We start from the raw sequence: 23,475 nt of genomic DNA, 5'->3' as shown, positions 1-23,475 counted from the left end.
GAGCAAGAGCGCGGCATTACTATTCAAAGTGCAGCTACTACTTTAAGTTGGCAAGGCTATCAAATTAACTTGGTGGATACTCCCGGCCATGTCGATTTTACCGCTGAGGTCGAGCGTAGCCTGCGCGTGCTTGATGGTGCAGTGGCTGTTTTTTGTGCCGTAGGCGGCGTGCAGCCGCAAAGCGAAACGGTGTGGAAACAGGCCAATAAATATAAAGTGCCGCGCCTAGCTTATATTAATAAAATGGACCGCATTGGCGCAAACTTTGCTAACGTAGTAAGCCAATTAAAAGAAAAGTTGGGCGCTAACCCGATAGCTATTCAAATTCCCATCGGTTATGAAGATAGTTTTGAGGGCTCTATCGATTTAATAACCCTACAAGAGCTGCATTTTAGCGAAGAAAGTTTAGGGGCTGAAGTGGTGAAAAAACCTATCAGGACCGAACTTTTAGCCGAAGCAGAGACCGCCCGTGAATTTATGATAGACAACCTGTCGGCCTTTAGTGATGAAATGACCGAGCTTTACCTAAATGGCGATGATATATCTAATGAACTTATTATGGCCACCTTGCGCAAGGCTACTATTAACCAAAATTGTGTGGCGGTACTCTGTGGCTCATCGTTACGGAATAAAGGTGTGCCACCACTTTTGGACGCTGTTATTGATTATTTACCTAGTCCTGATGAGCTACCGCCCATTGCCGCTGTCAAACATGGCAAAACCGATGAATCTATCACCCTAAAGCGCAGCAGTGAGGAACCCTTATCGGCCCTGATTTTTAAAATCCAACAAGATGCGGCAATGGGTTATCTCTGTTATGTGCGTGTTTACAGCGGTGTACTCAAAACCGGCCTGATGGCCTTAAATACTGGTAAAGGGAAAAAGGAAAGATTATCAAAATTATTAAGAATGCATGCGCGGGGTGGTGAGCCTATCAGCGAACTGGCCGCCGGTGATATTGGCGTGATTGTAGGCCTAAAGCTAGCGCAAACCGGCGATACTTTGGCAAATGATAATATGCCCATCTTGCTGGAACCTATTCACTTTCCTGAGCCGGTGATTAGTGTGGCTATTGAGCCTAAGAGCGCCAGCGACATGGACAAACTGCGTGAGGTGCTGGAATTTTTACAGCGCGAAGACCCCACCTTTACCACTAAAGAAGATAACGAAACCGGCCAGCTTATCATTAGCGGTATGGGTGAGCTGCACCTCGATGTGCTTGCTACCCGCGCCGGCAAAGATTATAAAGCACAATTTAATACTGGCAAGCCGCAGGTAAGTTACCGCGAAAGTATCAGTAGTGAAGCCAGCTTTACCGAAGTTTTTGAGCGGCAGGTAGCCGGTAAAGAAAGTTACGCCAGCTTAACCTTGCAGGCTAGACCGGCATCACGCGGCAGTGGTAATAGCTTTGTAAGTGCTTTACCGAAAAATCACCCGTTACCAACCGACTATCTTAAGGCCATTGAAAACGGCGTAATAGCCGCTATGCAAAGCGGTATTGTGTTAGGTTACGCCTGTGTTGATGTGGCTATTATTCTTACAGAGGCCGTTTTTAATGAAGAATTAGCCACCCTCTTTGCCTTTGAAGCCTGCGCCGCTATGTGTTTTGACAACCTTTGTCGTGCCACCAGCCCCATCTTGCTGGAGCCCATTATGGCCATCGATATTGACGCTCCCGCCACCTATATGGGTGAAGTTATTAGCAGCCTCACCAAACGCGGCGGCATGGTACATGGGGTAGAGAACAACGGCCTTAACCAAATTGTTAAAGCCGAAGCGCCTCTAGCACAGCTCTTTGGTTATAGTACGGCGCTGCGCAGTCAAACACAGGGGCGCGGCAGCTTTAGCATGAGCTTTGCAAGGTTTGATGTGAAAAGTTAGGAATAAAGTTTTTGCTATCGCCCACCTATCCCCGCCGCAGAGCAGCGGAGTATTACGGCGAGCTTGCAGGTTTTCTACGAAACCACCGCAAAAACATTTTAAGCGGTTACACCCTAAAGGGTTGGGGTATTAGACCCGTACCTACGGCAATAAAGCTATTTTATAATCGTAGCTACGAGCTATAAAATTATATTCCGGTAGTCCTATGCGGTAAATAAGGTGCCTCTAAATAAATCATATCTTCGGGGCTTAATTTAACGGCTAAAGCCGCCACCGCCTCTTCAATGTGACTGTTTTTGGTAGCGCCAATCACCAGCGAGGTTACCATCGGTTTATGGAGTAACCACGCTAAAGCAATATGAGCCATTGGGACATTTAATTTTTTAGATAAATTAGCTACCCGCTCGACAATTAACCTGTCGTTCTCCGCCGCATGGCCATAGGTAGATTTGGTAACCGCATCATTACTATGACGATGGGTTTCAGCCAGCCATTCACGGGCCAAAATACCGCGAGCCAGCGGACTGTAAGGGGTAACGGCTATTTTCATATCGGCGCAAAGAGGCATCATCTCCAGCTCTTCTTCACGGTAAACCAAGTTATAATGGTTTTGCATAGAGATAAATTTGGTCCAGCCATGCCTTTCGGCGGTGTATTGTGCCTTAGAAAACTGCCATGCATACATACCGGAGGCCCCAATGTAACGTACCTTACCAGCTTTAATTACATCGTGAAAGGCCTCCATAATTTCTTCATAAGGAGTCTTATTGTCCCAGCGATGAGCAATGTACAGGTCGATATAATCCATACCCAGCCGCTTTAAACTGTTATCTACCTCCGTAAAAATCGCTTTACGCGAGAGGCCGCCATTATTAGGGCCTTCTTTCATTTTGTTATAAAGTTTAGTGGCCACTACCACTTCATCGCGCTGCGCCATCTGCTTTAGGTAACGCCCTAAATACTCTTCGCTACTGCCAATACTATAAATGTTAGCGGTATCAAAAAAGTTTATACCAAGCCCCAAAGCTTTTTCCACTAGCTCTTTCCCTGCAGCCTCATTTAACACCCAAGCATCGTGCCTAAAGCCGCTTTTATTATAACCAAAACTCATACAACCTAAACAGATAGGCGATACATCTAAACCGCTATTACCAAGCTTTACATAGTTCATATTAATCTTCTCCTCACGTCTATTTCAGTATAGCCTAGTAAAAGGTTTTTGTAAAGTTTTACATATTTTAATAATGTTATCGTTGCATAAAAACCCGCTTGATAGTCTTGACAAAGATGATTAATAGTGCTAAGCTAGCTAAGTTGTGCGGCTGTCGTATAATGGTAATACCTCAGTCTTCCAAACTGATGCCGTGAGTTCGATTCTCATCAGCCGCTTTTAAAGACTTAGCTTTTAGCCAAGTCTTTTTTATTTTTGCAATTTACTAAAAAATATTTTTTATAGGCTTTTCCAGCCTACTATTTATATAATCACTTAAAAAAAGAGGCTCGTGAGAGCCTCTTTTTTTATTCTTCGTCATCAGCGCTAACTTCGCTAAAGCCTTCTGTTATATCATTTACATAAACTTCCTCTAGGCTATTATCATCATTAATCTCTAAATTCTCACTTTCGCGGGCTAAGCGAGCGGCCTCCCGGCGTTCTTCCACCACTTTATTAACATATTCGTCTAGGTCGGGGTGTTCATCGTTATATAATTTAATATTACGATAATTTTTCATACCTGTACCGGCCGGGATAAGATGGCCGATAATAACGTTTTCCTTAAGGCCACGCAGGTTATCTACATCGCCGGCAATAGCAGCATTGGTAAGCACTTTGGTAGTCTCTTGGAAAGAGGCCGCCGAGATAAAACTGCCGATATTAAGGCTAGCCCTTGTAAGACCCAATAAGAGCGGCCGAGCAATGGCCGGCTCGCCGCCCTCGCTCACAACTTTTTCATTTTGGGCATGAAAGCTATATCTATCTACTTGCTGACCATAAATAAAGCTGGTATCACCCACCTCTACTATCTCTACCTTACGCATCATTTGCCTAATAATTATACCAATGTGCTTATCGTTAATAACCACCCCTTGCATACGGTAAACAACTTGCACCTCATTCATTAAAAACTTTTGCAAAGCCGATTCGCCTAATATCGATAAAACATCATGCGGGTCGGTAGCTCCATCACAAAGCGGTTCACCAGCCTCGATGGTATCACCATCACGCACGTATAAAAATTTACCCATCGGCACTAAGTGTTTCTTTTCTTCGCCAAAGTTATCTTCTATAACAATTAAACGTTTACCTTTAACGATACCCCTAAAGAAAACTTGCCCGCTGATGGCCGCTAAAACGGCCGGATTACGTGGCCGGCGCGCCTCAAAAAGCTCGCCAACACGGGGCAAACCACCGGTAATATCCTGCGATTTTTGCCCTTCTTTTAAAGTACGCGCCAGTTTAGTCCCGGCTGTAACCTCTTTGCCATCTTCAATGGCCATTTCGAGATAGGCATTACCCGGTAAATAATAGGTACCTAAAATATTTTCGTTTTCATCAACAATCTCGATACGCGGCTGCAAAGTTTCGTTGCCTAAATCGGCAATTTTACGTTCGGTGTTACCGGTATCTTCGTTAATTTCTTCACGCATAGTAACATCTAACAGTATATCGGTAAAACGCAGCTTACCATCTTGCTCGGCAATAATGGGGTCGGTAAACGGGTCGAAAGTGGCCAACACTTGGTTTTCGACCGTAAGCATTCCCTCACTTACCAGCAAAGTAGAGCCATTACGTATTTCAACTTTACGTTCTTGGGCCAAAATAAGCACTCTATCTTCCATAATTTTGACATATCCAATAGCTTCGGCCTTAAGCGTACTATTTTTTTGCTTAATTAAATCTTCACCCTTAATAATACGGCGGCCATCTTCGTATAAAACCTTATCGCCTTTAGCTAAATCATAGCTATTTAAAATACGGCTTACCACTAACCAGCCTTTACGCGTAAATAATAACTTGTTACCCTGTTTAAGATAAGAACCCTTAATTGTTTTAATAAAAAGCGGATACTTAATCGATAATTTATTATCTTCGTTGACGGTACTGGCGGCACCGCCTTCACGGAAGGTACGCATAGTAAGTTGTGTACCCGGCTGCCCAATCGACTGAGCCGCTATGGTACCCACCGCTTCACCAACATTAACAATTTTACCGCGAGCTAGGTCGCGCCCGTAACATTTTTGGCACAGGCCGTGTTTAGCCTCACAGGCTAAAACTGCCCTAACCTTAACGCTTTCTATACCCAGTTCTTCAACTTGTTTGGCCTTAATATCATTAATTTCGCTGCCAGCAGCCACCAAGACCTCGTGGGTTATGGGGTGCATAATTGGCTCGAGAGCAAAACGGCCGGCAATACGGTCGGCAAGGCTTTCAATTATCTCTTCACCGCTTTTAACAGCCGATAACTCTAAACCGTTAATGGTACCGCAGTCAATTTCGTTAATTACCACGTCTTGGGCAATATCTACCAGACGGCGGGTTAGATAACCGGCATCGGCTGTCTTTAAAGCAGTGTCCGAGAGCCCTTTACGTGCTCCATTGCTCGAGATAAAAAACTCAATAACCGACAAACCTTCTTTAAAGTTACTCCTAATAGGCAGCTCGATAACTTCACCATTAGGTTTACTCATTAAGCCGCGCATAGCTGCCAACTGCCTTATTTGCGTTCGGCTACCGCGCGCACCTGAATCGGCCATCATAAAAACATTATTAAAACCATCTTTATCGGCTTTAAGCTTGCTCATCATCAGTTCGGTAAGCTCATCGTTAGTTTTAGTCCATACCTGAATGGCCCTAACCCGCCGCTCATCACCAGTAATATGGCCCTTCCAATATTGATCGTAAATTCTGGCAATATCACTATTGGCCTTTTCAATCATCTCTTCTTTTTCTTCAGGCACCAAAATATCTTCCATACCAAAGGTAACCCCAAAAAAAGTGGCATAGTTGTAACCAGTATTTTTAATGGCATCTAACATTTCGATGGTGATATAACTGCCATATTTTTCAAACGTGGTGGCAATAAGTTTACGTATTTGCTTATCACCCAAAGTTTCATTAACAAAACTTACCACCGGCGGCATATTTTGATTAAAAATAATCCGCCCCGCCGTAGTTTCGATAAACTGCCCATCATCCATACGCACACGGCATAAATCTTGATAACCCAGCGAGCCAATTTCGGCAGCCATCACCGCTTCATCGGTGCTGCTAAAAGTGCGTAACCTTTCTGGTCGGTTTTTACTCTTAGTAAGATAATAAATCCCTAAAATCATATCCTGCGAAGGGAAGACAATCGGCTGCCCATTGGCCGGGTTAAGTAGGTTATTGGTAGCCATCATCAGCGTCCAGCACTCAATTTGGGCAGCCTGGGTGAGCGGTACGTGCACCGCCATTTGGTCGCCGTCAAAGTCGGCATTAAAGGCATGACAAACTAATGGGTGCAGCTGAATAGCCTTCCCTTCAACTAATACCGGCTCAAAGGCCTGTATACCAAGCCGGTGCAGAGTGGGCGCACGGTTTAACAGCACAGGGTGTTCTTTTACTACCTCACCTAAGACGCTCCATACTTCATCGGTCTCTTGCTCTACTAAGGTTTTGGCTTTTTTAATATTATGGACTATTTCTTTATCTACCAGTTTTTTCATAATAAATGGTTTATAAAGCTCCATCGCCATTTTAGCCGGCAAACCGCACTGATGCAGTTTTAACGTTGGCCCCACCACAATTACCGAACGCCCCGAATAATCGACACGTTTACCTAGAAGGTTTTGCCTAAAACGCCCCGATTTGCCTTTAAGTAAATCCGATAAACTTTTAAGCGGGCGGCTGGCTTGGCCTTTAACTATCTTTTTCTTTTTACTATTATCAAATAAGGCATCAACGGCCTCTTGCAACATACGTTTTTCGTTGCGTATGATAATATCGGGGGCATTAAGACTCATAAGCCTTTTAAGCCTATTATTACGGTTAATTACCCGGCGGGATAAATCGTTAAGGTCCGATGTCGCAAAGCGGCCGCCATCTAGCTGTACCATTGGCCTAAGGCCGGGCGGAATAACCGGCACTACATCTAAAATCATCCACTCGGGGCGGTTACCGCTATCCCTAAAATTTTCAACCAATTCAATACGTTTAAGCAAACGTTTATCGCTCTTTACCCCACGTTCGGCCATTTCGCTGCGCAAACGGCCGGCTAAATCATTCAGGTCGAGACTCTCCAGCAAAGTGCGGATTACCTCTGCCCCGATACCGGCGGTAAAGTTAAGACCGTATCTTTCGCGGTTTTCGATGTATTCTTCTTCGCTAAGCAGCTGCATCTTCTTTAAATCGGTATCACCGGGTTCAACGACAATATATTTTTCAAAATATAAAATACTACGTAAAGCCGCTACCGATAAACCCAATAGTAAACCCATACGGCTAGGCACACTGCTATAATACCAAATATGACTCACCGGGCTAGCTAGCTCGATGTGGCCCATACGCTCGCGCCGCACCTTAAAGTGGGTAACCTCTACACCACAGCGGTCGCAAACTACGCCTTTATATCTTATAGATTTAAACTTCCCGCAGTAACACTCCCACTCTTTGGTAGTACCAAAGATTTTTTCACAAAACAAACCCTCTTTTTCGGGCCTAAGCGTACGGTAGTTAATGGTTTCGGGCTTTTTAACTTCGCCGTAGCTCCATGCGCGTATCTGGTCGGGCGAAGCCATCTTTATCATTATACTATCAAATTCTAGTGTATCTTTCATTTAAATCCTCTTTCTTCCTCTGCCATTGCGAGGGAGTGAAACGACCGAAGCAATCTATTCTTAATGGCTGGATTACCACGAAATCGTAAAATGATTTCTCGCAATGGCAAAATGCAATGCATTTTGCCACCTCAATTAAGGTTCTTGCTTTTTGCTAAAAATTTCGGCATCACGCTCGGTAAGCGGCACCGGCCTTCCTTTTGTATCGCTAAGCGATAAATCAAGCGCCAACCCTCTCAGCTCCTGCAACATAACATTAAAGGCCTCTGGAATACCGGCCGGATTAACCGGGTCGCCCTTAACGATAGCTTCGTACATTTTAGTACGGCCATTCATATCGTCCGATTTAACTGTGAGTAACTCCTGCAAGGTATTAGCCGCCCCGTAAGCCTCTAAAGCCCACACTTCCATTTCTCCAAGCCTTTGGCCGCCAAATTGGGCCTTACCGCCTAACGGCTGCTGGGTAACCAAACTATAAGGACCGGTCGAACGGGCGTGCATTTTATCATCAACCAAATGATGGAGCTTTAAATAATACATATAACCTACAAAAACTTTATTTTTAAAGGCTTCGCCGGTAAGGCCATCATAAAGAGTGGCTTTACAGCTTCTATCTACCCCAACTTCGGCCAGCATTTCCTGTATTTCATCGTTGCTCGGTGATTGAAAAACCGGGCTCGAAAAGTGTACACCTTTTTTAGCTCCCACCAAACCAAGCTCCGTTTCTAAAACCTGACCAATATTCATACGGCTAGGCACACCCAGCGGGTTTAAACAAACATCAAGCGGGGTGCCGTCTTCAAGGTAAGGCATATCTTCTTCAGGAATAATACGCGCCACAACCCCTTTATTGCCGTGCCGGCCGGCCATTTTATCACCAACCCTTAACTTGCGTTTAGTAGCTACCAATACTTTAACTACCTCTTCCACGCCGGCGTTAAGTTCGTCATCGTTAGCGCGTTTAAGCCGCTGGACATCAACCACCACCCCTTCGGTGCCATGCGGTACACGCAAACTACTATCACGCACTTCTTTAGCTTTTTCACCAAAGATACTATTAAGCAATTTAAATTCCGGTGTTGTTTCCGTTTCGCTTTTGGGGGTAACTTTACCAACCAAAATGGTGTTGGCCTTAACAAAAGCCCCTACTCTAATAATCCCCTCTTCATCAAGCTGCTCAACGGCTTTTTCACTGGTGTTAGGAATATCGTTGGTAAGTTTTTCTACCCCAAGCTTTGTCTCGCGCACTTCCAACTGAAACTCATTAATGTGCACACTGGTATAATAATCGTCTTTAACAACTTTTTCGCTAATGAGCACAGCGTCTTCAAAGTTGTAACCTTTCCACGGCACAAACCCTACCAAGAGGTTACGACCCAAAGCCAATTCACCATTTTGGGTAGCCGGCCCATCGGCAATAATATCGCCGGCTTTTACCTCTTCGCCTGTCTTAACAATAGGCACTTGATTAAAACAAGTATCTTGGTTCGTGCGTTGAAATTTAATCAAATAATAATTGTCAATATCATTATCGTCTTTAGCTTGATGCGGCTTAATAGTAATTTTATGACTAGAAACATAATTTACTACACCATCACGCCTAGCTTTAACCATCACCCCGCTATCGTAAGCGGCTTTACTTTCCATACCGGTACCCACAATAGGGGCCTCCGGGAACAGTAACGGCACTGCTTGGCGCTGCATGTTACAGCCCATCAGGGCACGGTTAGCGTCATCGTGTTCTAGGAAAGGGATTAAACTGGCCGCCGTGCTGATAATTTGCTTAGGCGACACGTCCATATATTTAACATCTTCGGCTTTACGCGTGTTGTAATCGCCCGATTTACGTACGGCAATTTGTTCTTCTAAAAACTTACCGTTACTATCGATAGGCGAGGAAGCTTGCGCAATAAAGTAGCGTTCTTCATCGATGGCCGAAAGATATTCTACCTCTTTACTAGCCATACCTTTTATTACTTTACGATAAGGGCTCTCTAAAAAACCATATTCATTAACCCGCGCATAATTAGCCAACGAAACAATTAAACCGATGTTCGGCCCTTCCGGCGTTTCGATAGGGCACATACGGCCATAATGGGTATAATGTACGTCGCGCACCTCAAAACTGGCACGGTCGCGGCTCAGACCGCCCGGCCCGAGTGCATTTAAACGGCGTTTATGGGTAAGCTCACTTAAAGGGTTACATTGGTCCATAAACTGGCTCAGCTGCGATGAGCCAAAAAACTCCTTGATAGCCGAAACTATCGGCTTAATACTAACAATATCTTGTGGCTTTAAGCTTTCAACTTCTTTTAAGCTCATACGTTCCCTAACAATACGGTCCATACGGCTAAAAGCATTTTTCATAGAATTAGTTAAAAGCTCGCCTACGCTACGAATACGACGATTACCTAAATGGTCAATATCATCAACTGTTTCTTCACCAATATAAACACGTATTAAATAAGCCATAGTGGCCGCAATATCTTCACGCGTTAGGGTAGGGTTCTCACGTGGATCGGGCGCATCGGCTAAACGCAACTTTTTATTAAGTTTATAACGGCCCACATCACCTAAATCGTAACGACGGCTGGTAAAAAACATATTAAGTAGTTCTTTCTCGGCACTTTCGGCACTTACCGGATCACCGGGCGTAAGCACCGAAAAAATGGCCACCAAACCATCTTCTTTAGTAGGTTCATCACTCTCGGCGCTGCCGGTAATTCCCTTGCCATCTTCACGCTCAAAGCAATTTAATATTATATTAGAGTTTAAGCTGCCTTCCGCTGCTAAATCGATAATATTTACTTCGCTAATAGCATTATGGATTAAGGTATCAATTTCGTGCGAATATAACGTATCGCCGGCCCTAAGCAGTTTTTTATCGTTACCTTCTTCATCTTTAATAAAAACAGCCCGCCCTAAGACACGACCAACCAACTTTTCACGGCAGTTATCATTATTTTCGATAACTACTTGCTCCAGCTTATAAAAAAGATCGATTATTTTTTCGCGGCTATCAAAACCAATAGCCCTTAATAAAAGGGTGGCAAGTATACGTTTTTTTCTATCTATTTTTACATAGATTAAATCTTTCTTTTGGTCAATTTCAAACTCCAACCAACTGCCCCTATAAGGAATAATGCGGCTAGAATAAACCCCTTTTTCAAAGCTAAAAATAACACCGGGCGAACGATGAATTTGGCTAACCACTACACGCTCGGCCCCATTGATAATAAAGGTGCCGCGCTCGGTCATTAAAGGTATATCACCCATATAAATATCTTTTTGCCTAATTTCACCGCTGTTGGCAAAAACTAAGCTGATACGCGCTTTTAAAGGAGCCTCGTAAGTTAAACTTTTTTGTTTACACTCGGCTTCAGGGCGAATACCATCAAGCTCGATATGATAATGATGGAACTCCAGTAAAAAATCGCCGTTGGGACTTTCGATAGGAAAGGTACTTTTAAAGACTTCTTGTAAGCCTTGCCTGCGTAGCTCTTCACCATTTTGTATAGCATTTAATTGTAAAAAGCGTTCGTAACTTGCTAATTGAATTTCTATTAAATTGGGAAACTCAACAACCTCCTCATACTGCTGCCCCACAGCAACACGAGGTTTAGTTTTTTCGCGAACAAACATTAAAGGCCCCCCTCCTTGCATCGTCTATTTCACATCGATAGATAAGCTCGTTTATAAAGACTACACGGCACCTAACAGGGTGCCGGTAAAAAATAGAAAAGAGTTTTCACACTACGTAGTTTAAAAAGATAAACCCTTTCCCATCTTAAAATTATTTTAATTCGACAGTTGCACCGGCAGCAGTAAGTTTTTCCTTAACCTTTTCGGCTTCTTCCTTGCTAACGCCTTCTTTTACGGCACGCCCACCTTCTTCAACTAAAGCCTTAGCTTCGCCTAAACCAAGCCCGGTTATTTCACGCACAGCTTTAATAACATCAATCTTTTTAGCACCAAAATCTTTAAGAATAACATCAAATTCGGTTTTTTCTTCCACTGCAACAGCGGCTCCGGCACCGGCCATCATTACAGGGGCAGCGGCACTAACACCAAATTTTTCTTCCATAGCTTTTACTAACTCGCTAGCTTCTAACACCGTCATTTTAGCGATTGCTTCAATAATGTCATCTTTTGTCATATTATCTTCTCCATTTTTATTTTAGCAGCTAGCACGACAACTTTAAGACTAAACTGCTTTTATTTATTTTTTAATATCGGGCTCAAATTATTTGCAACTTTCACCTTTCAATTTTCGCTTAACTAGCCTTCAGCTTGTTTTTTATCTACCACAGCCTGTAAAGTACGCACCAGTTTGCTAGCCACCCCATTAACGGTACTGGCAACCATAGCCAGCATTTCTAACCTGCTTGGCAAGTTACCGTAGGCGGTAATTTTAGCGGCATCATAAAGCTCATTATCAACAAGGCCACCTTTAATAACTAATTTGTCATTTTCTTTGGCAAAGTTAACTAAAATTTTAGCTACCGGCCCGCTTTCACCTTTGGTGTAAACAATAGCGGTAGGACCTTTAAAAAAATCATCACCGGCCGGTTTACCGGCTTCTTTAAAAGCAATTTTAGCTAAATTATTTTTAGAAACCTTATAGCTGGCCCCTTCACTGCGCAAGCTTTTTCTTAAAGAAGTAATTTGCGGCACCGTTAAGCCGCGATATTCGGTAAAAAAAACATCGCCTGAACCGGCTAATTCGTTTTTAACTAACTCAACCTCGTTAGCTTTATAGACCTTTATCTTTTTTTCCATCTTCATAATTCCTTTTAAGCCATAGTAACGGCGTTATTTTCTAAACGCACGCTAGGCCCCATTGAGCTACTAAGGTAAACCGATTTAATATACTCGCCTTTAACATCACTAGGCTTTTTACGCATAAGCTCGCCAAAAAAGGTTAATAAATTCTCTTTAACCTGTTCGGCATTCATACTAAGCTTGCCCACCGCCAAATGCACTACGCCAGTCTTATCGGCCCTAAATTCCACACGGCCTTTTTTAAGTTCGGCTACAGCTTCTTTAATATCGTTGGTAACTGTTTTTGTACGTGGGTTAGGCATAAGACCGCGCCTACCAAGTACAGGGCCTAGCTTTCCTACCTCTTTCATCATATCGGGGGTGGCAATACAAATATCAAAATCTAAAAAACCACCTTTAATTTTAATAATTAAATCGTCATCACCTACCAAAGCGGCACCAGCCTCGCGAGCCTCATCGGCTTTTTCGCGTTTAGCAAAAACCAAAATACGTTTTTCGGCTGTAAACTGATGGGGTAACACAAAGGTATCGCGCACCGAATGGCTTTTCTTTAAGTTAAGACACACATGCACTTCAACACTCTCATCAAATTTAGCAAAAGCCATCTCTTTAACTAAGCCAAGCGCGTCATCGGTAAGATAACTCTTATTTCTATCAACTTTTTTTTCCGCTTCGCGGTATTTTTTTCCTCGTTTCATTTAAGCCTCCACCGTTACACCCATACTACGCGCTGTCCCAGCAATAATTTTTATTGCCGCATTAACATCATTAGCATTTAAATCGGGCGCTTTAAGTTCGGCTATCTCTTTAATTTGAGCCTGAGTAATTTTACCCACTTTAACCTTATGCGGTTCGGCCGAACCCTTTTCCAGCTTTAAAGCCTTTTTAATAAGAACGGCAGCCGGCGGAGTACGCAAAACAAAACTAAAAGTCCTGTCCGAGTAAATTTCGATGACTGCGGGGATAATAAGCCCCTTCTCCATCTTCGAGGTGCGGTCATTAAATTGCTTAACAAACTCCGGTGCCGAAACTCCGTGCGGGCCCAAAGCGGGGCCAACCGGCGGGGCCGGCGTAGCAGCACCGGCAGGACACTGCAATTTAACAATAGCCGTTACCTTTTTCTTTGCCATAAATCCTCCATGGTCCAAACGTTTCTGGCGAAACTCCCATTAACTTAATATATGATTATAGATTTAAATTTTTTCTACTTGGCTAAACTCTAATTCAACTGGAGTATCTTGCCCAAAGATACCAACCAGCACCGTTAAACGCCCTCTATCTTTATCTAGAGCTTTAACTTTACCACTAAAGGACGCAAACGGCCCTTCTTTGATTTGCACTACTTCATCTTCACGGTATTCTTCGATAACCGCAAATTTTCTTTCAGTCTTTATTTCTCCGGTTTTTTGCAAAATGGCTTTAGCTTCATCACTGCTAATAGGCTGCGGCTTTAAGCCATTGGCTTGCCCCAAAATGCCCATTACTCCCGGCGTGCGGTAAATGGCATCTAACACCACCTTCCAGCCCCTATCCGGCAAATCCATCTCCAGCAAAATGTAGCCCGGCAAAAACTTTTCTTTAACAATTTTGGTTTTATTGGCAGAGGTAGTCCGCTTAACCTCTTCGGTAGGCACTTTAACATCAAGCACTGCTTGCATACCCCCTTCCATGAGGATACGGATAAACTTTTCTACCTTATTTTCATGCCCTGAAAAAACCGAAAGCACATACCAGCCCTTTGCCATATAATCTCACTATCCCTTAGCTAAAAACAAAACTCATTAGCTGCCCAAGCAGTAAATCGACACCACCAAAAAATAAGGCCATCACCACCAACGAAACCAATATTAGTTTAGTTTGCGCTATCACCTTTTCGCGGGTAGGAAAAACCACCTTTTTTAACTCTATCCGCGAACTTTTAATAAAATCCACAATGCGTTTACGAGCGATTACTACCACAAATAATACTATACCACCTATAACTATACCCGGCAACATAGAAATAATATTAAAGTTCAAAATTTACCCCTCATATTACTTTACAGCAGGCCAGGTAGGACTTGAACCCACGTAAGACGGTTTTGGAGACCGTTGCCTAACCCCTAGGCTACTGACCTATATTTTAAAACAGATAATCGCCACAAACGGACTACCCGCCATTAAAAACTACTTAATCTTTGCTTCTTTATGCTCAGTATGCGAGCGGCAAAATTTACAATATTTACTAAACTCAAGCTTTTCTGTAATGTTGCGCCTATTTTTAGGAGTAGTATAGTTTTTATTCTTACAGTTACCACACATTAAAGCCACTAACTCTACCGCACCTTTTTTTGCCTTAGCCATATATTATTACTTTCCTTTATTTGCATTAATTACAAAAATTTACCAGCCCTCGCGCAGGATTGAACTGCGGACCCCAACCTTACCATGGTTGTGCTCTACCACTGAGCTACAAGGGCACAATTTCTCCCAACTATAAAATAAGATTACAAAAATGTCAAGAGTTCTTTAAATTAAAAATTAAAAATTAAAAATTAAAAATTAAAAATTTATAAAATCTCCATTCTTAATTATTCATTGTTTTTAAGTTTTCTTCTACTTTATAATAAAGGCTGCCTTTAGGGTATTTCCCTCTTTTATTTTTTTGCCCTACTTCGTGGCTGGTTAGCAAATAAAGGGCTTCTTCGATAGTTTCTACCGACCAAACGTTAAATAACCCTTTATCAATAGCCTTTAAAATTTCGTCCTCTAAAAAAAGGTGCCGGATATTGCCTTTAGGAATAATTACCCCTTGCTCCCCTGTTAGCCCCTCTTGCTTACAAACATTATAAAAACCGCTTACTTTATCGCTTACACCGCCTACCACCTGCACCTCGCCAAATTGGTTCATGCTACCGGTTACGCCAATGCTTTGCTTAATGGCCACTTCCGCGATAGACGAAATAATCACACAGGTTTCGGCTAAAGTGGCGCTATCGCCCTCTACCCCATCGTAACTTTGCTCAAAACCCAAACTCATAGTAATACTTAAGGGGGTGTTACGGCCAAAGTTAGCCCGGATAAAACCATCTAAAATAAACACCCCTTTATCGTGCAACTCGCCCGATAAGCCCACCTCACGCTCTATGTTAATTAAACCATCTTTACCGGCCGCCGTTTGGGCCGAAATTAAAGCCGGTAAACCAAAACTATAACTGCCCCTATCAACCACCACTAAAGCATTAATTTTACCCACTAATTGCCCGCTGGCTTTAATATTTAAAATCTTTTCATTTATTTCCTTTAAGATAAACTCTTCGCTTAAATTATTAATGTAGCGGCGGTTAGCTAAAGTTTTTTTGACGGCGACGGCATCGATAGTGCTAGCATTTAAATTTTTAGCAAAATAATTGGCCTCGCGCAGCAAATCGGCCAAACTGCTTAAATCGCCGGTAAAGTGGCCTTTATCGTAACTAAGTTTAACGGCTTCCTTTAAAATGGCCTCTAGTCCATCGGCTGCTAAGGGCAATAACCCTTCGCCGGCAATTAAACTGTGGCAAAAACGGCTATACTCGGCGGTACTATCTTGCGTACGTTCTATGGTATCGCTAAACTCAGCTACCACCTTAAAGATACCTTTAAACTCTTCGTCTTTTAAATATAAAAGTTCGTAGAGCAGCTCGTTACCCAGCACAATCACCTTACAATTTAAAGCTATCTTCTCGGCCTTTAAGGCCAGCGGCGGCAATAAAGGCAAACTTTGCCGCTCGATGGTTACCTGATTATTAAGCAATACCCTTCTAAAATGACTGTAAAGTTCTTCTTCTTTAAGCAGCTCATCAATATTAATTACCAAAAAACCGCCGCTAGCTTTAAGCAAGGCCCCAGCCTTAATGTTGGTAAAGGTTACCTCTTCATCATCACTTTGATGGATAGAGCCAAATAAATTATTATAAGTGGGCCACGTTTCGTAAATTAACGGCCTTGTCCCGCTGCCGTTATCTACCAGTACATTTACGGCATAACGTTGCTTTAAGCTATCATCATCTTCGGCCAGCAGCTCGCTTTGCTCCGCCATATCTTCCGGTAACTGCTTAAGATAGGTGCTAATTACCTCGTTATTATCATATTGCTCGGCTAATTTAGCCGCTAAAGGCTGCAAACCGGCCTTAAAATTGGCTTTAAATAAATCTTTTAACTTTTGCTGACCGGCTTTGCTGTCTTCCTGCAATTTAGCCAATGTTTTGTGCATTTCATCTAATAAAGCATAATAATTTTCGCGCCAGCGGTACCACTCTTCTTCGCTTAAAATATTATTCAATAAGGCCTGCTTTAAATCGTCAAATTCCAGTTGTTTACCATCTACCACCGGTTTTAAATCGGCGGTCATTTCACCTTCTTCCCCTTGATAAACTAAACTGAATTGCCCTAATATCTTTTTTTCAAAACCACCTAACAACTGGCGTTCGTTATATTCCATCTGTTTTAGTAACTTACTTTGTTCTTGCTTATAACTTTCGCTATGTAAACAGCTTTGCCATAAATCGCCGCCGGCCTTAACTAAATTTTGCATAGCCTCTTTAAAGTAACGCGCCTCACCAGCCGCTAAGTAGGCCACCAATGGCCTATCTTTATCGGTAAAGTTATAAAGTAAAAGTAAATCGCTTAGCTTAGTCGCCGTTTGCTGATATTGTTTTAAAAAGTTAAGTACACCGGTTTGTTTACCTAAGCCATTACTCCCCATTACATACACATTGTACCCTTTAGCCTCTATCTCTAAAGCTAGTTTAAGGGCAGCAAAGGCTCGTTTTTGCACCGCAACCTCTTTAGGCTCTGCTATATCTAAAGTAAAATCTATATCTTTGCTTGTTAATTTACTTACTTTCATCAAATATTTCCTCTTATTATCTTAATAGCTCTAAAGTTTATAACCCTGATTAACAGCCAGTAATGGCCGTAATATTTTTACCTTAGCTAAAACGTTTACCGGTAAAGTTATTTTTTGCCAATTTTCGGTATTAACGGCCAGTAAAAGTTTGGCTTCGCCCTCTTTTTTTAAATTAATTGGCTTTAGTTTAAGCTTAATTAAAGTATCTTGCTGCCTAAGAGTTACCTCTAAGCCGGCTCGTTCATTAATAGCCCGGCTAATCAACCTAGCTTTACCTTGATAATCCAGCCCTTGCACCTCTTCTTCTTTATCCGGCGTATATTCTAGCTGCTCGGCCGCCAACAGCAGACCGCGTTCTGCCCGCCTTTGCCAAGTTGCCGGCTTACCCTGATAAAGCTTTCCTTGCGGCATGTCCACCTTTACAGCTGGAGGAAGCACAATCTTTAACCACTTAGGTTGGCCGGTTAAAGGGCTGCCCGCCGGTTTACTTTCCTTTACTAAAGGGTTAAGTCCAATCTGGTTTAAAACAGCATAAAAACTAGCTGCAGGCTCCTGCGGTAAAAAATAAAGACCGGCAGCTACCTTTATTAAATTAAAATCATTAAATAATTGATAACTATCTGCTAATTGCTCCTTTTCGGCACTTAACTGTAGCATATAACCTTTATAAATTATAGCCCTACTGTAATAGCTTTGCCAATGCTCTAGCTGGCTTAAAATATTAGCATTAATAGGCTGGCTGGCCATAACTTGTAAAGTTTGCCATAACTCCGCCGCACTAATACCGGCGGCCAGAGCTTTGCTAAAACTCTCACTGCTTAAAGTGTAACTAGCTAAAGTATCGTAGCTTTGCAGGTTAAAGCTAGCGGCAAAGGCGGTCTTAAAGCCGGTATTACCAGTTACATAAGCGGTAAAATCGCTTTGCATGATTAGGCTCTTTTCGGTAACTTCAAAGCAAGCAGCCACCACAAACTCTGTATTACTATCTTGATAGTAACTCACAAGGCCACAATCGATAAGTTTTTTTAAAAAACTTTCATCAACTTTAAATTCTTCGCCGCAGCTTAAAAAAAGCAGCCGGCCAACAAGATTAACCTCTATCACCTTACCCTGATAACCCTCTATTAAATTAGCAAAAAAATTAGCCACATCACTCTTAAAATAAGCGGCCAATAAATAGGCCAAACGCTGAATGCTATTTAAGGCCTCCAGTTGTTTAAGAGCGGCTATATTTAAAGTATCACCTATACTTAGTGATAAATGATATGTAACTTGCTTTAAAAAATTTTGCTGATAATTTGGTAAATTAAACTGGCTGTCAGCTGTTTTAGTAAGATACGCCAGCAATAACCCATCGTTAAGCCAAAAAGGTTTAGCTGCCGCTACTTCATCTTCGCTCGCCAAATATAAATTGTCATTTAAATTTAAAGAAACTATTAATTTATTAAAAAGCGGGTTAATAAAGTAGCTGCCATTGTGGTTATTGTAAAGTAACCACAACCTTTCGCTTAAATTAACCAACTTATCCTCCAGCCAATAAGGCCCATTGGCAAAATAAAAAGATTGCAAATTGACAAAATTAACTTTAGTTAATTTTTTTACTATAGACAATAACACAACATCTTCTTTAGTTAATAAATTAGATAAGTTTTCTTGTATATCTGCTCGTTCTAAAAAATTAATTAATTGGTTAATAGCTTCGTTTCGCTTTAAATTTAAAACTTTAGGGCCTAAATAGTTAGTTAACAAGCTGGTAAAGCTGCAGTTATCTAGTTGCAATAAATATTCTTTAAATGTTTCGTTCATACTTTTTAACTGATAACTGAAAATTAAAAACTAAAAATTATTTTAGTTTTTAACTATTCCCTGTTCCTTATTCCTTATATATAGCGTAGCTATAGCCTTGCTCGGCCAAGAACTTTTGACGATTGGCGCTAAAAAGCTCTTCCTCTGTAAAACGGCTTACTACACTATAAAAGTAGCTGGGCCTATCTTTAGGCCGGATAATCCGCCCCAGCCGCTGCGCTTCTTCTTGGCGGCTGCCAAAAGTACCGGAAAGCTGAATGGCTACACTGGCATCGGGTAAATCGATGGAGAAATTGGCCACTTTACTTACTACCAACACTTTGATTTTACCTTCTCTAAAATCATCGTAAATACGGTCGCGCTCACCGTTAGGAGTTTGGCCGGTAATGATAGGGGCTTTAAGATTACCGGCCACCAGGTTTAACTGATTGAGATATTGCCCGATAATCAAAATACTTTCGCCCTCGTGCTTGGACAGTAACTTGTTTACAATAGCTAGTTTAGCCTCACCCTCACTAGCGATACGCATTTTAGCGCGCGGCGAAGCTGTAGCGTATTTAAGTTCTTCTTCGGCCGTTAAAGCTACTTTTACCTCGATACAGTTGGCGGTGGCAATGTAGCCTTGTTTTTCAAGATCGCGCCATGCTACATCGTAACGTTTGGGGCCAATCAGGCTAAAAACATCACTCTCCGCACCGTCTTCACGTACCAAAGTGGCGGTAAGGCCCAATCGGTGCACGCTTTGAATTTCGGCCGTTATCCTAAACACCGGCGCCGGCAGTAAATGCGCCTCATCATAAATAATCAGCCCCCAGTTACGGCTGCTAAATAGTTTAAAATGTTCAAACTCGGCCTCTTTATCTTTACGCCACACCATAATTTGATAGGTAGCAATGGTGATGGGTTTTATCTCTTTAAAATCGCCACTGTATTCGCCAATATCTTCGGGCTTTACATAGGTTTTGGCCAGTATCTCTCGCTTCCACTGCCGGGCCGCCGCAATGTTAGCCGCCAAAATGAGGGTTTCGTTTTGCACCTTGCTCATTACATCTATGCCCACCACCGTTTTACCGGCTCCGCAAGGCAATACAATAACCCCAAAGCCATAACCCACCTTACCATCACCCAAAAAGTTGTTAGTACTGGCCACTTGATACGGCCTAAGCTGCAAAGTTTCCTGCAAGGTTACTGCAAAGGGGCTGCCCGGCCTTAAAGGGACTAAATCTTTTACCGGCCAACCTACTTTAATTAATAATTGTTTAATGGTACCTCTATCAATTAATTTAAGGCTAAAACCTTCATCGCTAGTCATTAAATATTTAACCAACTGCTTATGGCTGGCCAGTTCGCGCAGTAAAAGTTTATCTTTGGGGTTGGCTATGGTAAGCAACAAGCGGCCATCATTTTGCGGTAAAAGGATTAACCGCCCGTAACGGCTGTACAAATCGGCTATCTGCACCGCCACATTGGCCGGTAGCTCGTAACGGCTATAATTTTGTAAGCTATCTACTATCTCGCTGCTAGTTAATCCCAAAGCGGCCGCATTCCACAACGAAAGGGCGCTTATGCGGTATAAATGAAAATGTTCGGGGGCTTTTTCCAGCTCGGCAAAGCGACCGATGGCAACCCGTGCTTCATCAAAAAGGGTATTGTGTACATCTAGCATTAAAGTTAAATCGCTTTGCACGATGAGAGGCTTATCCATAACGGGGTATTATACACGATATTGAGAGAATTAACAAGGATTGACAAATAGGGGTAGTGGCAAAAAGATAGAGAAAATGATAAAATGAGGAAAGGGAAAAGAAAAAAAGCCAAGTTGCCCGAAATGTGGAAAAGATGAAAAATGAAGCGTGGGTTTACTAAAGCGGGCAGCCAGCAATGGCATTGTTATGCATGTAAATGCAGATATACTCCTAACCCTAAAAAATGGAAATACACAGAAGAGGAAAAAGAATTAACCTTAAGATTAATAACCCCAAGCATACTGATTTTATTTGATTACCTTTTGGCCACTCCTCGACAAAATTAACCTCTTGACAAAGCAGTATAAAGGCGATATAGTAGTTAAAACATGGCATTGTACCCAAGTGGCTAAGGGAGAGGACTGCAAATCTTTCACTCAGGGGTTCGAGTCCCCTCAATGCCTTTTTTAAAAGCTAAGCATAATTAATCATATATAATATCAATATACTTAAAGTAGCCACAGCCGTAATGGCAATAACCAGCGGCCAAGCATTGCTACGGCGTTCGCCGCGCGTCCTTTTAGCCTGAGCAAGATTGTTGGGACTAGCCTCATCGCTGCCTTTAGCTTCGCTGGCCAGCTGGTAATGGCACTTAGGACAACCGCCGGCAAATTCACCGGTGCTACCGGTATAACCGCAGCGCGGGCATTTTACTCCGCCAAATTTTTTACCGCATTTGCCACACCTATCATCTTGGCCGCTAACCAATGCTCCGCAATTTTCACAAAAAAAGTTTATATCTTTTGCCATAGTTATATCGCCTGTAATCCTTTACTAGCTGATTGCAATAATTTGTTAAAATGTTCTTCATCTTTGCTGCTAAGCCTTTTACACTCTACTAATTCGGCTAAGTTTTCGTAAGCTAAAGTTAAAGCTTGCCGATTACCTAAATAACTAGCCATCATATAATCGTTAAAGGCTTCGTGATAAGCAGCTAACTCAAGATAAGCATCGCCCCTATTAAGGTAAGCACGGGCGTTATTTTGCTCTAAATTAATAGCCTCTGTAAAGTAAGCTGCCGCTTGGTCGTAAACCTCAAAAATATAAGCATTAACACCCATCATAAAATAATCATTAGCCGTACGTTCGCTAGCCTCTTTATCCTCTGCAGCCTCAATCTCTAGGCGGTTTTCTTCGTCCATTAACTTATATTAGCCTTTTTTTAATAAAAAAACAATCTTTTTAGCTTAACTCTTTATCTTTTAATCTTAAAATGCTATTATATTATTATGACCAATTTAATTAACGAACTTGTAACCCTTGCCGGAAAGGCCGGCTGGCTAAATAATTACTATGTACTCTTTGTAAGCAACCCAAAATCGGGCGGGTTTACCAATGCCAAAGCTTATCGTAAACATTTAGCTGCCATTAAACAATTTACCGCCAGCTTTACAGGCGACGGTACCGTTAATAATATAATAACTACCATGCAAAATAGCAACTTTGGCGATTTTAAAGAATTTATCCCCAAGTTAGCTACCTTAAGTGACGGCAAATTATTATTTATCGTATCCTTAGGCGGTGATGGCTTAGCCAGTGAGATTGTCAGCAGTTTGGCCAATTCTGATAACGCTTTACAACAGCGTAGTTTAGTTCTTAAAGCTCCGATGGGAACAGGCAACGATGGCAGTAGCTGCAAAACAATGTATGAGGTCTGTCAATTAATTGCTTATGGCCCAGAATCAGGCCGACAAGAACTTGCCAAAATTATTAATATAGATGTGCCGGGGCTAGGCCGATTATATGCTACCAATACCGTTTGCTTGGGGATTGATGCCTTTATTGCTTATATTACCGATATTGCTAAAAGCAAGATGGCCGCTAACTTATATAAACCAATGATAACCGTAGCGGCCTTATTTTACAACTGCTTTTATAGTATAGGCAAAAGCCATATTAAAGCTACCTTAACTAATAACCAACCGCACGAATTTAATAAAAAGTTAATGCTTTTTTGTGTAGGTTATCAGGGTGGAGCCAAATACGGCGGCGGCCAAACGGTTATCCCTAATACCGAAAATGTTTGCGCTTTAGCTTATTTATCTATATTAAAACGTATTATCTATAAAAACCGTATCGCCAGCGGCGACCACAGAAGTTTAAAAGAAACCGATTTATTTACCAGCAACCAGCTTACTTACAACTACGACCGTAAAATTTTACTTAACACCGATGGTGAAGCTTATAAATTAAACCAGCAGAATTTTCCTCTTACTATTAATATTACCACTAGTCAAACTAAGGTGCTTAAGACAAAGTTGTAAAGCTGGATAATTAATCTTAAAGATAGTATCCCAATAAAGTTTTTGCTATCACCCACTTATCTCCGCCGCAAGCAACGGAGTATTACGGCGGGCTTGCAGGTTTTCTCACGAAAACCGCCGCAAAAATATTCTCAGTGGTTACACCCTAAAGGGTTGGGGCATTAGCCCGTGCCTACGGTAATAACCAACTGTCTTGCTAAAAATAATTAGCTATGTTATTATTTATCTATGCTAAAAGTATCCCTCATCGTACCTTTTTGGAATGTAGAACCATACTTTGCCGAATGCCTTGATAGCCTTATAAGCCAAGATATGG

General features: G+C 42.1%; 17 protein-coding genes and 4 tRNA genes. 4 read left to right on the top strand and 17 right to left on the bottom strand.

The window, feature by feature from the left end:
• Positions 1-1,881 (top strand): elongation factor G (fusA, locus tag FWE37_03845; GenBank protein MCL2520120.1); only part of this gene is annotated, 1,881 nt, incomplete at its 5' end.
• A gap of 187 nt (positions 1,882-2,068) precedes the next feature.
• Here the strand turns inward: fusA and FWE37_03840 are convergent.
• Positions 2,069-3,052: an aldo/keto reductase gene (locus tag FWE37_03840; GenBank protein MCL2520119.1), complete on the bottom strand. Its 984-nt coding sequence runs from the start codon at positions 3,050-3,052 to the stop codon at positions 2,069-2,071.
• Between the two features lie 147 nt (positions 3,053-3,199).
• On the opposite strand from FWE37_03840, the gene FWE37_03835 reads away from it, so the two are divergent.
• Positions 3,200-3,270 (top strand) — tRNA-Gly (locus FWE37_03835).
• Between the two features lie 129 nt (positions 3,271-3,399).
• Here the strand turns inward: FWE37_03835 and rpoC are convergent.
• From rpoC to FWE37_03765, 14 genes are all read right to left on the bottom strand, one after another.
• Complete coding sequence (gene rpoC / locus FWE37_03830; GenBank protein ID MCL2520118.1) at positions 3,400-7,695, bottom strand: DNA-directed RNA polymerase subunit beta'; 4,296 nt, start codon at positions 7,693-7,695, stop codon at positions 3,400-3,402.
• 135 nt (positions 7,696-7,830) lie between these two features.
• Positions 7,831-11,337, bottom strand: coding sequence for a DNA-directed RNA polymerase subunit beta (rpoB, locus tag FWE37_03825; GenBank protein ID MCL2520117.1), 3,507 nt, complete (start codon positions 11,335-11,337; stop codon positions 7,831-7,833).
• A 151-nt stretch (positions 11,338-11,488) separates the two neighbouring features.
• On the bottom strand, positions 11,489-11,851 hold the full coding sequence (gene rplL / locus FWE37_03820) for a 50S ribosomal protein L7/L12 (protein ID MCL2520116.1): 363 nt from the start codon (positions 11,849-11,851) through the stop codon (positions 11,489-11,491).
• Positions 11,852-11,973: 122 nt separating this feature from the next.
• On the bottom strand, positions 11,974-12,474 hold the full coding sequence (rplJ, locus tag FWE37_03815; GenBank protein MCL2520115.1) for a 50S ribosomal protein L10: 501 nt from the start codon (positions 12,472-12,474) through the stop codon (positions 11,974-11,976).
• Between the two features lie 14 nt (positions 12,475-12,488).
• Positions 12,489-13,175 carry a 50S ribosomal protein L1 gene (gene rplA, locus FWE37_03810; protein ID MCL2520114.1) on the bottom strand — a complete coding sequence of 229 codons (687 nt, stop codon included), beginning with the start codon at positions 13,173-13,175 and terminating at the stop codon, positions 12,489-12,491.
• Positions 13,176-13,607: a 50S ribosomal protein L11 gene (gene rplK / locus FWE37_03805; protein ID MCL2520113.1), complete on the bottom strand. Its 432-nt coding sequence runs from the start codon at positions 13,605-13,607 to the stop codon at positions 13,176-13,178.
• Positions 13,608-13,670: 63 nt separating this feature from the next.
• Positions 13,671-14,222: a transcription termination/antitermination protein NusG gene (gene nusG, locus FWE37_03800; GenBank protein ID MCL2520112.1), complete on the bottom strand. Its 552-nt coding sequence runs from the start codon at positions 14,220-14,222 to the stop codon at positions 13,671-13,673.
• Between the two features lie 16 nt (positions 14,223-14,238).
• On the bottom strand, positions 14,239-14,496 hold the full coding sequence (gene secE / locus FWE37_03795; protein ID MCL2520111.1) for a preprotein translocase subunit SecE: 258 nt from the start codon (positions 14,494-14,496) through the stop codon (positions 14,239-14,241).
• Positions 14,497-14,522: 26 nt separating this feature from the next.
• Positions 14,523-14,594: transfer RNA gene (locus FWE37_03790), tRNA-Trp, on the bottom strand.
• Between the two features lie 49 nt (positions 14,595-14,643).
• Positions 14,644-14,820 carry a 50S ribosomal protein L33 gene (gene rpmG / locus FWE37_03785; protein ID MCL2520110.1) on the bottom strand — a complete coding sequence of 59 codons (177 nt, stop codon included), beginning with the start codon at positions 14,818-14,820 and terminating at the stop codon, positions 14,644-14,646.
• Positions 14,821-14,864: 44 nt separating this feature from the next.
• A tRNA-Thr gene (locus FWE37_03780) sits at positions 14,865-14,936 on the bottom strand.
• Positions 14,937-15,043: 107 nt separating this feature from the next.
• The gene (locus tag FWE37_03775; GenBank protein ID MCL2520109.1) at positions 15,044-17,344 is read right to left on the bottom strand and encodes an AAA family ATPase; all 2,301 of its coding nucleotides are present in this window, start codon (positions 17,342-17,344) and stop codon (positions 15,044-15,046) included.
• A gap of 30 nt (positions 17,345-17,374) precedes the next feature.
• A complete protein-coding gene (locus tag FWE37_03770; GenBank protein ID MCL2520108.1) occupies positions 17,375-19,150 on the bottom strand; it encodes a hypothetical protein in 1,776 nt (591 codons plus the stop codon).
• 67 nt (positions 19,151-19,217) lie between these two features.
• A complete protein-coding gene (locus FWE37_03765) occupies positions 19,218-20,855 on the bottom strand; it encodes a DEAD/DEAH box helicase (GenBank protein MCL2520107.1) in 1,638 nt (545 codons plus the stop codon).
• Positions 20,856-21,226: 371 nt separating this feature from the next.
• Between FWE37_03765 and FWE37_03760 the strand changes: the two genes are divergently transcribed.
• Positions 21,227-21,299, top strand: a tRNA-Cys gene (locus FWE37_03760).
• A gap of 10 nt (positions 21,300-21,309) precedes the next feature.
• Here the strand turns inward: FWE37_03760 and FWE37_03755 are convergent.
• Both FWE37_03755 and FWE37_03750 read right to left on the bottom strand, forming a co-directional pair.
• Positions 21,310-21,645: a hypothetical protein gene (locus FWE37_03755; protein MCL2520106.1), complete on the bottom strand. Its 336-nt coding sequence runs from the start codon at positions 21,643-21,645 to the stop codon at positions 21,310-21,312.
• 2 nt (positions 21,646-21,647) lie between these two features.
• A complete protein-coding gene (locus FWE37_03750) occupies positions 21,648-22,037 on the bottom strand; it encodes a hypothetical protein (GenBank protein ID MCL2520105.1) in 390 nt (129 codons plus the stop codon).
• 87 nt (positions 22,038-22,124) lie between these two features.
• Here FWE37_03750 and FWE37_03745 point away from each other — a divergent pair, with 87 nt between their 5' ends.
• Entirely contained in the window at positions 22,125-23,159 is a 1,035-nt protein-coding gene (locus FWE37_03745) for a hypothetical protein (protein ID MCL2520104.1), read from the top strand.
• The last annotated feature ends 316 nt before the right edge of the window (positions 23,160-23,475 follow it).

The organism is Spirochaetaceae bacterium (genome assembly GCA_009784515.1).
In the GTDB taxonomy this organism is placed as follows: domain Bacteria; phylum Spirochaetota; class Spirochaetia; order WRBN01; family WRBN01; genus WRBN01.
This window is presented reverse-complemented; position numbering and strand designations above follow the sequence as displayed.